The 13,663-nt window shown below is 39.2% G+C and carries 10 protein-coding genes; 6 read left to right on the top strand and 4 right to left on the bottom strand.

Annotation, left to right across the window (positions count from 1 at the left end; all coding sequences use genetic code 11):
• The first annotated feature begins 29 nt into the window (after positions 1-29).
• A complete protein-coding gene (locus OQE68_RS05640; RefSeq protein WP_180570301.1) occupies positions 30-731 on the top strand; it encodes an ABC transporter ATP-binding protein in 702 nt (233 codons plus the stop codon).
• 315 nt (positions 732-1,046) lie between these two features.
• On the opposite strand, the gene OQE68_RS05635 is transcribed toward OQE68_RS05640, so the two are convergent.
• Positions 1,047-1,328, bottom strand: coding sequence for a hypothetical protein (locus OQE68_RS05635; protein ID WP_180570302.1), 282 nt, complete (start codon positions 1,326-1,328; stop codon positions 1,047-1,049).
• An 856-nt stretch (positions 1,329-2,184) separates the two neighbouring features.
• On the opposite strand from OQE68_RS05635, the gene OQE68_RS30755 reads away from it, so the two are divergent.
• Both OQE68_RS30755 and OQE68_RS05625 read left to right on the top strand, forming a co-directional pair.
• Positions 2,185-2,628, top strand: coding sequence for a YMGG-like glycine zipper-containing protein (locus OQE68_RS30755; RefSeq protein ID WP_180570303.1), 444 nt, complete (start codon positions 2,185-2,187; stop codon positions 2,626-2,628).
• A 48-nt stretch (positions 2,629-2,676) separates the two neighbouring features.
• Complete coding sequence (locus tag OQE68_RS05625; protein WP_255490999.1) at positions 2,677-3,561, top strand: lytic transglycosylase domain-containing protein; 885 nt, start codon at positions 2,677-2,679, stop codon at positions 3,559-3,561.
• 63 nt (positions 3,562-3,624) lie between these two features.
• Here the strand turns inward: OQE68_RS05625 and pyrI are convergent, their stop codons facing one another.
• The 3 genes from pyrI to OQE68_RS05610 all read right to left on the bottom strand — a co-directional run bounded on the left by pyrI (position 3,625) and on the right by OQE68_RS05610 (position 7,184).
• Positions 3,625-4,080, bottom strand: a complete 456-nt coding sequence (gene pyrI, locus OQE68_RS05620; RefSeq protein WP_180570304.1) for an aspartate carbamoyltransferase regulatory subunit — start codon at positions 4,078-4,080, stop codon at positions 3,625-3,627.
• An 8-nt stretch (positions 4,081-4,088) separates the two neighbouring features.
• On the bottom strand, positions 4,089-5,021 hold the full coding sequence (pyrB, locus tag OQE68_RS05615) for an aspartate carbamoyltransferase (protein ID WP_180570305.1): 933 nt from the start codon (positions 5,019-5,021) through the stop codon (positions 4,089-4,091).
• A gap of 393 nt (positions 5,022-5,414) precedes the next feature.
• Positions 5,415-7,184: an adenylate/guanylate cyclase domain-containing protein gene (locus OQE68_RS05610; RefSeq protein ID WP_180570306.1), complete on the bottom strand. Its 1,770-nt coding sequence runs from the start codon at positions 7,182-7,184 to the stop codon at positions 5,415-5,417.
• 1,910 nt (positions 7,185-9,094) lie between these two features.
• On the opposite strand from OQE68_RS05610, the gene OQE68_RS30750 reads away from it, so the two are divergent.
• The 3 genes from OQE68_RS30750 (at position 9,095) to OQE68_RS05595 (ending at position 13,592) form a co-directional block, all read left to right on the top strand.
• Positions 9,095-10,246, top strand: coding sequence for a L,D-transpeptidase family protein (locus tag OQE68_RS30750; RefSeq protein WP_180570307.1), 1,152 nt, complete (start codon positions 9,095-9,097; stop codon positions 10,244-10,246).
• 233 nt (positions 10,247-10,479) lie between these two features.
• The gene (locus tag OQE68_RS05600) at positions 10,480-11,475 is read left to right on the top strand and encodes an AAA family ATPase (RefSeq protein ID WP_180570308.1); all 996 of its coding nucleotides are present in this window, start codon (positions 10,480-10,482) and stop codon (positions 11,473-11,475) included.
• A gap of 158 nt (positions 11,476-11,633) precedes the next feature.
• Complete coding sequence (locus OQE68_RS05595; protein WP_180570309.1) at positions 11,634-13,592, top strand: ribonuclease R family protein; 1,959 nt, start codon at positions 11,634-11,636, stop codon at positions 13,590-13,592.
• The last annotated feature ends 71 nt before the right edge of the window (positions 13,593-13,663 follow it).

Below are 13,663 nucleotides of genomic sequence, written 5' to 3'. Positions count from 1 at the left end.
GTTTACCAATATGCTGGTAAAGGTGGCTTATGCTGAAAGTTGAAGGTATCTCAGCTCATTACGGTAAAATTCAAGCATTAGATAAAGTAAGTATTGAAGTTGAAGAAGGTGAAATCGTTACGTTAATTGGTGCCAATGGTGCTGGTAAAACAACGCTACTAATGTCTATTTGTGGTGATCCCCGAGTATCTGAAGGCTCTATTCATTATCTCAATCAAGATATTACACAGCAACCTACGTCTAAAATTATGCGCTCAGGTATCTCAATAGTTCCAGAAGGTAGGAGGATTTTTGCGCGTTTAACTGTTGAAGAAAATCTTCATATGGGAGGTTTTTTTACCGAGCCTAGGACATTTGATGAACGACTTAATTTTGTTTACCAACTTTTCCCTCGCCTTAAAGAAAGAGAAAAGCAACGAGGAGGCACAATGTCAGGTGGCGAGCAGCAAATGCTTGCTATTGCCAGAGCATTAATGAGTCAGCCTAAACTCTTGTTTCTTGATGAGCCATCTCTTGGTTTGGCCCCCATTGTGATTCAACAGATATTTAGTATCATCCAACGGTTAAGGGATGAAGGTGTCACTATATTTTTAGTGGAGCAAAATGCAAACCAGGCTTTAAGATTAGCTGATAGAGGGTATGTATTGGAAAATGGTAGAGTTGTATTACAAGATGTTGGCAGTAAGCTACTAACAAATAATGATGTAATTAAAGCATACTTAGGTGGTTAAAAAATACCAGCAGCAATCGATCACTTATACAGCTTAATACTACTACCTAATCAATTGTACTGGTTACAATTTACTTTAAACATGCCAATAAATCGCACGGGACGTCAGTTATTTTATTAGAAAAGTGTTGTTAAAATATATACGACGAAAGGAGAATAAAAACTGATTTAATTTTGAGCTATGTTACGTTAAATGTCTATAGACTTTTGGGTTAATACTTATTTTCGGTATTCAGGTTAGGTGCTTTTGGTTGGTAATTTGATATTCCTAACTAAAGGTATAAAGAGCCCGATCACAGGCTCTTTATAATTAAACTTAAATAGCGAGTTGTTGGATACTATCAATAAAAATAGCTCCCATTAATGAGTCACCTTTCAAATAATCATAACGCTCACTTTGACCTTCGAGTTGGTCAGAAACTCTATCTGCCATTCTGGGTCGATCTATATTGATATTAAATCGCTCAGGCTTTTGGAAAGTATGTTGTATCTGGCTCTGCGGTTCTTGCCAGTTAGTCCCGGCGCAGTGGTCATATAGTTCTTGTAAGGCTAGGCTGTCTACATTATAAAAATGATCAATTGTTATACTTTGGTTCATGGTGGCTTCCTTTCCCTTTAAGAGAGTGCTGTTATTGACGCACTCCCGGATTTAGTTACACTGCTTTAGCATAGCTAGGCATAATATATGCCAACTTTTTAGCTAACCTTGGTTTTTATTTTTTTAATTAGGTCTCTGCTAAACTGGTTCATCACACAAACAACATTAGTCTACTGTATAAATATTTCATTGATATAAATTAACTTTGCATTCAATAATGCCATCTACATTTCAGTGTGGATACTCTCTAGCGTATTGCTAGCATATAAAAAGAGGCTACTTAGCTGGGGTTGCTTGAATACTAAACTACTGACAGGTTATTTTGAAGCTTATTACGAGAAGTTAGCCTGTAGGCTTGCACTAATTTAAAGTAATGCACACCATTTTGGCGCATATTAATAGTGAGGAAGCGTTCAAATATGCTCTTTATTACACTCTTTCAAGTGTATATACCCTTCACGAATGATCTCTAGGTTTTGTTATCTTCACTCCTCGCCCTGCCCCAATTACCTAGTGTTTGTAAGCTCATGGCTTCGTCACTCGATGGTTGCACCTAAAAACCATTCGTATTGGGTATCGATATACAGCTTATAAGCATTTCAAGAAATTAAACCAAGTGATACTTAACAAACTTCTTGTGCTTTCTATGATAATAAGAAGTAAATATTTCACATTTATGTAATGAAAAACCGAGAGATAGGCTTTATAACAGTTTTTTCATTGCAGTCACCTGGATATTACGCTTATAAATCATTTTTGGTATAGCAGATTGAGACTCGCTGTTGTGGGGACTATTAGTATTTTTCTACATCAAAAGTGAATCGTGACCAGTATATTTTGAGGGAGAGGAGTTTTGGTGGCCTTCTTAAAACGTAGTTTTATTTTGCTCATAGTTTTATCTTTGAGTAGCTGTGCTGAGTTTCAGCCTTCAAATACTTTTATGGGGTCACTATTGGGTGCCGGGGTTGGTGCAGGTATAGGTTATGCCGCTTGTAAAGATAAGAGTAAAGTTGCTCGAAGGAACTGCATGATTGGTGGTGGTTTAGCGGGGGGCATCATTGGTGGAGTCGTTGGCTCCTATATGGATAGTAGTGACCAGCAACGGGCTTATCAGGGGCTGCGTTCAACTCCCTCGAAAAAACAGTATCATTGGACGAACCCTCGAACGGGTAATCGATTCACCATTAAACCTCTGAATAAGCAATCAAAAAAAGGTTCTACTTGTCGTGATTACTTAGTCTGGAGCAGGCCAAAAGGGGCGAAGAAAGCCCATAGGCAAAGAGGCTCAACATGTTACTAATCAGTTGGCTGTTGTCTAATAAAAGGCTTAAATTGAAGTATTGATAATATGATGAAGAGTAAGTGTTCCTATTGGTCAATATTGTTTGGTTGTGTATTTATATCAAGCTGTATGCTTGCTCCACAGACAGGAGTTGAGCAGCGCCTTTATGATGATACTCAAGCATTGCTTGAGTTTCAGTTAATGGATGGTGAAATAGCCAGTTGGGAAGATAAAGAGCAACCTGGAGTAGAAAGAAATCTGGCCATTTTTCTTACCCATCACTACCGAGGAAAAGTTTGTCGGGATTATTATACGGTGATTGTTGATCATGGCCGCCAACAACCAAAAGTATATGGTACCACCTGTAAATTGCCTAATGGGCAATGGCAAGCAGTGAGATGGAGTAAATCTACAAAAGCAGTTAATTCTGGTCGTAAAGCTCAACGACGATATCAGAATTTAAAGCAGCTTGGAAAGCAGTTGAAATATAAAGGCTATGCTGGTAATTACCGTTTACCTACAGGGTTGGCAAAAGCCAGCCAGCGGGCAGAGAAAAAATACCGCTTACCACTAAGGCAATATATAGATACTGCCGCTAAGCGTAATAACCTAAGCCCTGTATTAGTGCATGCTGTTGTAAAGACGGAATCAAACTACAATCCACGCGCTGTATCACGGGTAGGAGCGAAAGGCTTAATGCAGTTGATGCCTGCTACAGCAAAAGAAGTGGGTGTACGTAATCCATTTAATGCTCAGCAAAATGTTCATGGTGGTAGTCGTTATTTAAAGAAAATGCTAACTCGGCCGGGTATTAATGGCAATGTGGCATTAGCGCTAGCGGCTTATAATGCAGGCTATGGTAACGTACGTCGCTATGGCTATAAAGTGCCACCATATCGAGAAACAAAGGCATATGTAAAGCGGATAGTAGGGCTTATGCATTCAAGCTAACCCTTTAATATTTTTGAATTTATTTTATAAGCGCAAAGATAGCGCTTATAAAATAGGAAGAACCTATACACCAGCGACAATTTCCTTATTAAAGCTCTTCTCACAGTATTTGCATTTTAAGAATATGGCATTATTTGTCTGTTTAACCGAAAAATAACTTTTTACAGGCTCTGTTAAAGAGATACAGTTTGAGTTAGGGCAGGAAAAAATCCCTTCTATAGCATCGGGTATAACCATTTTAAATTTATCAATGACTTTATAATCTTCAATGACATTGATGGTAGCGCTAGGTGCAAATAATGCTAATTGATAGGCTTCATGCTCTGAAAAAAGTCTGTTTTCAACTTTGATAAGATCTTTAAAACTGAAGTTTTTGCTGGGTAAATTAAAACCAACCGTAATTTTTTGTTTGCCTTCAATTAAATGTAACTGCTTAAGAATTTTAATACCTTGCCCGGAAGGAATATGGTCTATCACTGTGCCAGTGCGGATAGCTTCTACCATTAATTTATTAGCCATGATGCTACCTACCCTTTAACTAATGATTGATTTAATACCAGACTTAACAATGCTTCTCGAGCATAGACACCATTTTTTGCTTGCTCAAAGTAATAAGCGTAGCGGGTTTCATCGACGGCCACGTCGATTTCGTCTACCCGAGGCAACGGGTGTAAAATTTTCATATTGCTTTTAGGGTTAGTAAGTTGAGCTTTTCCTAAAATATATTTGGCAGCAATGTGTTGGTATTCAGTTTCATCAAAGCGTTCTTTTTGTACTCGGGTCATGTAGATAATATCTGCCTGAGGAATAATTTCTTCGAAATTATTGCAAGTCTGAAAATTAACATGCCGTTCGTTAAGCTCTGCCAAAATATAATCTGGCATGGCTAAAGCACTAGGGGATAAAAATTGAAACTGGCAGTTAAATAATGAAAGGGCTTGTGCCAGTGAATGAACAGTGCGGCCATATTTCAGGTCACCTACAAAAGCAATATTCAGATTATCCAAACGTTGTTGGCACTCATAAATACTGAATAAATCTAATAAGGTTTGTGTAGGGTGTTGGTTGGAACCATCGCCACCATTAATTATGGGAACAGATGAAAACTCACTGGCTAAGCGTGCGGCACCTTCTTTAGGGTGTCGAATGATGACAGCATCTGCATAGGAGGAAATAATACGAATGGAGTCCGATAATGTTTCCCCTTTTTTGCCAAGTGATGTATTAGTTCCGCTGTCAAAGCCAATAACAGTTCCTCCAAGCCTTTGTATTGCAGTCTCAAAAGATAGCCGAGTCCGGGTGGAGGGCTCAAAAAAACAACTGGCAATCACTTTGTTTTTTAGTGCGTCATGCTTTGCAGCGTGTTTTAGCTGCTCGGCTGTAGTGATAATCAGCTCCAACTGGGCACGGGTTAAGTCAGAGATTGAGATAATGTGTTGTTGAAATAATGGATTCGACATAGCAACACTCTCATTATATAAGCCAAAAAAAAGCCCCTAAGTTAGGGGCTTGAATAAAAAACGTGCTAACTGCACTTGTAAACAGTTGGTTTGGTTGTAGTATGAAAAAGTCTTAATAAAATTTGATTTCATATTAAGTACTACAATTGATCCAGTTGGCTATCAATTAGCTTACAGCTTGCCTTTGGGTTATTTAAAGGCAGCCCTAGAGGTTACAGATTACTGAAACCTTATTGAGTATGAGTAATAGTTTAGCTGAACTCTTTGCCGTTGGACTTTTCTTGCCATTTTATACTAGAGTACCTGTTAAGCAAGTGCCGCACAAAATTCACGGAATTTTACAGGTTGATGAAGAAAACTCAACTCTTTTTTATTATGTAGTATCTCAACTTGCTATGCGGGCGTAAAAACACGTACTGTGTTGTGTTTGCCTCGTATAGGAATATCTCCGATTTCTTTAAAAAAAGCTTGGCTACACTGTCGAACTGTGGTTTCTGAGACCAAGATAGCTGTACCATATTCTTTATTTAAGCTTTCCAGGCGAGCAGCCAGATTAACTGAGTCGCCATGTACGGTGTAGTTCAATTGATCTTGAGTACCAACGCTTCCTGCAATAACTTCACCTGTGTTGATGCCTATCCGACACTGTATGTTAACGCCATTGAAATATTCTTGTTTTAGTTGAGTTTGAATAGCTATGCTAGCATTTACAGCTTGGTTGGCATGATCTGGCTGAGGGTTAGGGATGTTAAATATCGCTAAAATAGCATCGCCTTGAAACTGAGTGATAACGCCGCCATGCTTGTCTAGTACTTCTGCCGTTAGTGAGAAATACTGATTCAGTACTGTAACTAACTGGCTAGGTGATAACTGTTCAGCCATGCTGGTAAAGCCCACTATATCTGAATAGAAGATAGTAGCGGTATGGATTTCTGGTGTGACCTGGCCGTTGGCAGCCAGAATTTTTTTTGCAATATCAGTGGGTACATATTGACCAAATAACCGTCTGACTTCTTCATGCTCTTTGAGTTTATTGATCATTTGGTTGTAAGCAGTTGCTACTGAGTCAAACTCGGCAATGGGGTGATGGGGAAGTTTTTCTAGATCAGTAACTGCCATATCTGCAATGTTATCGAAGCCACTAGCAATGCGCTTGAAGTCTTTACCAATCCGATTACCAAACCAGAAGGCCAATAGAACAAATACAATTAGCAGCACTATACCAACGACCAACAATTTGACCATTGTCTTGATAGGCTCAAATACCTGTTCGTGAGCCAAGTGGATACCAACTAGCCATGGTTTGCTACTAAAACCACTCAGCCCCTGAAAAATAAAATAATAACGGTTATCTTGCCAGTGAACCCGATGTTCATTGAAGCTTCCTTTACCAATCAGATACTGATGATGATTGTTGTTTTGCCAAAATATTGAAAGAGGGCTTTCTGTCAATTCAGTGAGTTTGGGTATTGGCTGTAAGGGAGTAAAAGGTAATTGAATGGGCTGATTGGGTTCAGCTACTGCAATTGCTTGTTGCTGTTGGTCAATAATGAAAATAGGCTTTTTAAACTCATGACTAATTGTGGCTATTAGTTGGTTTAGCTTAGTAAGACTGATGCCTGCAACCAGTACGCCTCGGGTTTTATCTGGCAGTAATACTGGGCGTAGTATGGGAATGATACTTTGTTTTAGTTCATGAGAATAAACAGGATCAAGCCATTGGTTTTGGTGGTTAATAGTGGTGTTGTTTAAGGCCTCTTGTAAAGGTTGGTAACTGAGCCAATAATCAGTTACCAACAATTGTTTCTTTCGGTTATAAAACCGAGAAAAGTATAGGTCATCCACATAGGCAATTCCTACTGACTGTGGCACAGCAGCTAAGGTACCATTCATCATTTTATTAAACTCTGGTGAGTTGTCTACTTGTAGTGTACCTGACTCTAAAATAGAGGCGGCATAATCAAGCTGCTCATTAATGGGGTTTAGGTATTCAGAAACCTGCTCTTTGATAGCGAATAGGGAAACTGTAGCCAGCTCTTCAAGTAAGATCATGGTGTTTTTTCGTGTGCTAGATATCCCTAAATAAAGCACTAAACCCACGGCAATGAGTAAGATTAAACCAAAGCCAATACTTAAAATAGAGCTAATTGAAGGTTTTCTCATGGCCCTCATTCACAATGAAAGATAGAAGAACAGTCATACTCATCAACTGTTGTATCCTTTATGAAGTTTAAAATCAGTATTATTACAAACAATACTACTTTATCACTTAGATGATTTTGATAACACCGTGTTTTACTTGGTTAATATACCCAATACGAATGGCTTTTAGGTGTCTCTATCGAGTGACGAAGCCTTATGAGCCTATGAATAATAGGTGATTGTGGAGAGGAATGAAGATAACAAAACCTAGAAATCAATTGTGAAGGGTATAGATAGGTATAGAAGTAGCTGGTATGGCTTATAGCTGGAGAATAGTGAATGCTTTAAAGTATATAAGTGTTGCTGCAAAAGCCTTCATGCCACTAAAAGGATTTGTAGTCAGTCAATACAGTTTGTGAGTGGTTGCTTGTAATGATGTAGCTTTAATTTATTTATAGCGTTTTGCGTAGGATACAAATTAAGTACCTGTGGGTGAATGGTAATGTATGACTATAAACTGTAATAACCCACGCTGGGGTCAATAAAAATGCAGTTTTACTTACACTTAGAAATAATGACGCATATTGTTCGATTATAATGATATGGGTTTCAACCGTCGTACAGTAAAAGCTTCATCAAATCTAAATAAAGAAAATAGTTTAACTATACGCTATTACAGCGTGTTGGTTTTTCTTTGCTGAAATTTAAATATTTTTTATGTTGAGTAGAACTCCTAAACAGAGTTGTCTTATGCTAGCTTTCTTTTACATCAATAATATCAGTATAGTTATGGCTTTATAGGTCAATATAAGGGTGCCTCTAAAATTTAAATATAGCTTTAATTTTAGAGATGCTCTATAGAGGGCCTTGGATTTATAGCCAAAGCGAATTTTTTCGGGGCGGCCGTCGAACGATGAGGCCCCATGAGTTTATGTATTTATAAATGATTGGCAAGATTTAATCAGTAACAAAAATTGCGATAAATATTATTGTACAGTTAATTATAACTGTTTGATTGCTGCTATCAATCACTTGTTGCTTTTATCCTTTTTTGAGGATAGCTCTATTAGTTGCAAGGGTAGTAATAGTAGCAATGTGTTAGGGACGTTCATCTTTGCCTAAAAATCTTCATATTGGTTATAGTTCAATAGCTAATCAGAATAGTGTGAAAAAAATCAAGTTTTTTAACTAACCCGCGTCTCATATTTAAAAACTATTAAGCAACAAGTGATGTAGTTGTCAGAACCTCCTGCCTAGGAAGCTATAGAATTCACGAAGATGAAGTCGAGTGATTCTCAATTTTTTAATTAAACTCGACACAGTAATTGTGGTAAATGTAAGCGCTATTTAAATCCATGTGTTTAGAATATTATGGGTTAAATACAGAAGCTTTGATTATATGACTGGTTCAAATATAATGTGTGACCTGCCTTTAAATTATAAATGGCAGCTAATGATGCGCTTAATTATCGGTTGATTTATGGTGCTTGCTTGTCATCCGGGTGAGTGAATTAGTATGTTTTGAATTAATGGATTGAGTGGAGGTTTTTTGTTAATAATGGATGATTAAGTTTTTATATGATTATAGATCAGCTGTAAAAATAGTTGACTGTATTTTCTGTAACAAATAAATGGCTCGTTTATATAACTGACAATATCATTAATCACTGAACTTAAGAGTGATTTTGTAATTCGAGACTTTTTACTACCGACTATAATTTGGCTTACAACTAATATAACTCTAGACAATAATTACTGGACAGGATATGTGCAGCATTAGCTGAAACCAGTAATTGATCAAAAGGCTTAAATAAGATGTTATTAGCCTTAATATAGAGTGATGTAACCCACCATTAGGTAGCGGAATAAAGCCTCGTATGGCAATGGTCTGTAAGTGATGAATTGTCAACCGGATACATGGAGGAAGGTTTGTGCTACTTCGCAGTCTAAGACTGGTGATAGCGTTCATAATAACACCTGTCGCAGTTGCCAACACTACGTCTAATCACACGCCTAATAATCAACAGTACCATCATCTGTCGAAGGCGTTACAACACTATAAACAGTTGGAAGAATCTGGTGCGTGGAGCCAACTACCCACTTATTCTCAGGTTTTAACTCTGGATCCGGTAAAAAGAGCAGCACTGTTACATAACCTACTGCTATTGACTGGGGATATAGTGAAACCGGGGGGCTCTTTGCAAAAAGGCTTAATCAGTTTTCAAGCCCGGCATAAGCTACCATCTAGTGGCATACTGGATTATAAGAGTTATCAGGCATTGGCGCGTCCACCTGAAGAAAAAGCAGCGATTATTGCCAAAAATCTTACGCGGTTGGACCAGTTACCAGAAAACATGGGAGATCGCTATGTGTTGGTAAACATAGCTGACTATAGTTTGAAGTTGGTAGAAGACAGTAAAACCAAATTAACAATGAAAGTTATTGTGGGTAAAAAAGCTCGGCAGACGCCAATCTGGGCTGACACGATTAAGTCGATAGTTGTAAACCCGCCTTGGAATGTACCAAGAAAAATAGCGGTGAAAGATATTTTACCAAAGCTAAGGCGACAGCCTGACTTTTTGCAAAATCATAATTTTCTTGTCTTGAGAGGGTGGGGGCAAAATGCCCAAATGGTTCCCCCTTATTCACTAGTCGAATCAGGAATGCCTTGGCAAAAAGTGTCGTATAAACGGTTTCCATATCGGTTAAAGCAACTTCCTGGGCCGGGAAATGCGTTAGGGCGGTTTAAATTTGACTTTCCAAATAAACACTCTGTTTACTTGCATGATACATCTCAGCCTCATTTATTTCGGCAAAATAACCGGGCATTAAGCTCAGGTTGTGTGCGGGTAGAAAAACCAAGGGAGCTGGCTGAGAGCTTGTTGGGACTCAATCGAGGGTGGCAGCCGACAAAGCTGGATAGGTTGTTGGATACAAGTAGAACCGTTACATTGAGGTTAGAGCAACCTATTCCCATTTATTTGGCTTATATGACGGCTTGGGTTGATACACTTGGTAAAGTGCATTTTGCCAAGGATATCTATGGGCATGATCAAAGGCCGCTTGAGGTAGCCAGACGTTAGTTTGGTTGGATTCTAGCCCATACCTACGTGGGCTAGATTATACCCTTCCCATTTATTACGCAGAAATAACCCCACTCCAAAATACCTTGCGCTAACCTGAATATTTCACTAGTCCTCAGAAGTTCACCATTGCAGCCCAATGAAAGAATATCTGGCGAAAGGGTATACATTGACTTTGTTTGCTTATAGTTTAGCTGCCTGTTAAGTAGCACTAATAAGGTATTTATCCATTCATGAATAAAGCAAGTGGCAGTCACTATGTCATGAGTGATGAGCTAGTGAACAGTGGAGAAGTAGAGCACTGTTGGCTAGTAGGTCCTTTTCCAGAGCATCAACCCTTCTGCGATTACCTTTTTTATTTTGCTTACCATTTTGCTAACAATGTTCATGTTGTTGTAAAGAGTATTACTGAGAAGCAGAAGGTTAGCCAGAGGTATCCTTTTGCCCATATCCATTTGGGGGCCCGAGTTAGTTTCTCTGCGGTTGTGGTATCAGAGACTGGTAGAGTGAAAGCCAACCAGTTTTTTATAGTGTTTAAAGATGCTGACTGGGTAATGGCAAAAAGCGTCGGCATGACTCCATTACCTATTGAGAAAATGCTTGTTAATGCTGAACTACTCCAGACGGTTGCTTTTCAGCCCAGTTCAATATCTGCTAACTCATTAACACAAAAGCCAGTTAAACCAAGACAATACCTACCTGTTAGTCACAATAAAGTAGCTATTATGGGGCCGGAATCTGCTGGTAAATCGACGCTAGCTTTAGCGTTAGCGCAACAACTGAAGCTTCCATTGGTTAATGAGTATGCAAGGCTTTGGTTGTCATACCAAGATGATGTTGGTGGCTATGAAGATATTGCCTTAATTGCCAAAGTACAGCAGGCTTTTGAACAAACTGTTTCAGCGCAATCGGAAATAGCATTGTTTGATACCGGCCCTATGACGACCCAGGTTTGGAGCCAGATGTTATTTGGCAAAGTGCCTGAGTGGCTGGTAAAGCAGGTTCAACAAGATTGCTATGCCTTAGTATTGCTTGTTGCCCCTGACATACCCTGGCACTTTGATCCTCAGCGTTGCCAGCCTGCACTAGAAACGCGAGAGCGTTTTTTTCAGCTATGTGAAACATTATTAGGCCAGCTTGCTATTAGCTATCAGGTTATTTCGGGAGCAGACCGGTTTGAGCAGGCAAAGCAGGCCCTAATAACTAAATTTTCTTGTATTAGCTGCTGATTTCTAAACTGCCAGTTTATTAACCACTAGGTATTCAGTAGAATGGCCCGAATCCTAGCGCTTCATCCTATTTATCAAAGTTACTTAAGTAAGATGCAGCACAAGCCTTAATGGCTATTAAAAATTGAACGAACCAATACGCAGAAGTCCTTTCACTCATGTTAAGTAATGATTCATTAGCCCAGCTGAAACAATTAAAACAACAACTCAAGGCTCAAAAAAAACTATTTCAAGGGAAAGTAAAAGACTCTCCTCTTAAGACAACTACTGTCCAATTGGATGATGGCAGACAAGCATTATTGAATGCAGAAGAAGCACAAAAAGTTCTCCCTCATGATTTGGTGAAAGTGACTGTAACAGGGGGGAAAGGCAGCCAACTGACTGCTGAGATAGAAGAGTTAGTGCGTAGTGACTTTAAAGAATTCACAGGCAAGATAGTAATAAAAGGCAAAGCTGTTTTTGTTGATCCTGACTATGGACGGATGAGCCGCTGGATATTTATCCCACCTAAACAACGGGGTAAAGCACAAGCAGGGGATTATGTTCGTTGTCGTCTGATACAGCACCCAATAAAAAATGGAAAACCACAGGCAGAAGTGCTCACGGTGATTGGCAGTGATAAGCAGTCTGGTATTGAAGCAAGCTATGTCATTAACAAGTATCAACTCCAAGATGGTTGGTCAGAGACTGTACAGCAGCAGGTTGAACAGATTCTGGCTACTAGCGTGCGAGATAAAGTCACTGAGCAACACCAAGACTTAACAACTACCCCTTTTGTGACTATTGATTCAGCAACGACTCAAGATATGGATGATGCATTGTTTGCTGAAGCCAATGAAGATGGCAGCTGGCGGGTAATAATTGCAATTGCTGATCCCGCGAGTTGGGTGGAACCAGGTTCACCGGTTGATCAAGCTGCCCGTGAGCGTGGTATGTCTGTTTATCTACCTGGTAGTACGCTAGCTATGCTGCCAGAAGCCTTATCTAATGATCGTTGCTCTTTAATGGCTAACCAAGAGCGGTTAGCTTTGGTTTGTGAGATGCAGCTAGCAACAGATGGCGAAATTAAAAGTTATCAATTTTACCCTGCTGTAGTTTGCTCAAAGGCAAAGCTTAGCTATGAGTTGGTAAGTGAGTATATCGAGCAGGGAAATAAAGCTGCATTGGGTGAAGATAGCGAAACGCTAGCGAAAACGGTTGATTCCCTTTATACGGTGCAACAGGTATTAACTCAGTATCGTGAGCAGCAAGCAGTTAGTTTTGACAATAAGCCTGACTACAAGCTGGTGCTGAATGAACAGCAAAAAATAGCCAGCATTGAAAAACAGCAGCGGTTTACAGCTCATAAACTAGTTGAAGAATGTATGGTGGCTGCTAATCGTTGTGCAGCTCAGTTTATCAAAACGAAAGCGGCTAGCTCAGGTATATATATTACCAATGCAGGTCTGAGAAAAGAGCGCCTGGACGATGTGGCTAAATTGCTTGAACAACAACTACCCACGTTCGATTTTGCCCAGCTATCCGATCCTATGGGCTATCGTCAGGTATTGCTTGCGCTTAATAACCATGCCACTGAGGTGCCAGTAAAAGCAATTCTTAGTCGTCAGTTAGAGCGTAGCTTATTCAGTAATGAGCCGTTACCTCATGCTGGAATGGGGTTTGATATTTATACAACATTTACTTCTCCTATCCGTAAATATAATGATTTATTAATGCATCGCTTGATTAAAGCATTATTGCTTAGTCAGCCAGTAGAGCCGATAGCTAATGAAGTTCTTGAGCAGTTGCAACAACAACAATATCGTACTCGCCAGGCAACGAATGAAATGGAGCAATGGTTGATTTGCCAATATTTACAAGATAAAACAGGCGAGGTATTTCAAGGTAAAGTAGTTCAGCTTAATAGCTTTGGTTTTACTGTCCGGTTAGATGATAATGGTGTTGAAGGGTTTGTAGATGCCCGAAAACTACCACAAAGCTATAGCTTTGATCCTTTGTATCAAACTCTTCATAGCAAAGATAAAGAGCAGCGTTTTACTTTAGAACAAACCGTTAGCGTACAACTATTACAGGCTGATGTTAAGCGGCGTAGTGTTCGATTTACTTTAGTAAATTAGGCTCATTAGAAAGAAAAGCAAAAGCCACATAACTAAAACAAGGTATATGGCTTTTGCTTTAAAGGTTTATT

The organism is Spartinivicinus marinus, from assembly GCF_026309355.1.
In the GTDB taxonomy this organism is placed as follows: Bacteria; Pseudomonadota; Gammaproteobacteria; order Pseudomonadales; family Zooshikellaceae; genus Spartinivicinus; species Spartinivicinus marinus.
This window is presented reverse-complemented; position numbering and strand designations above follow the sequence as displayed.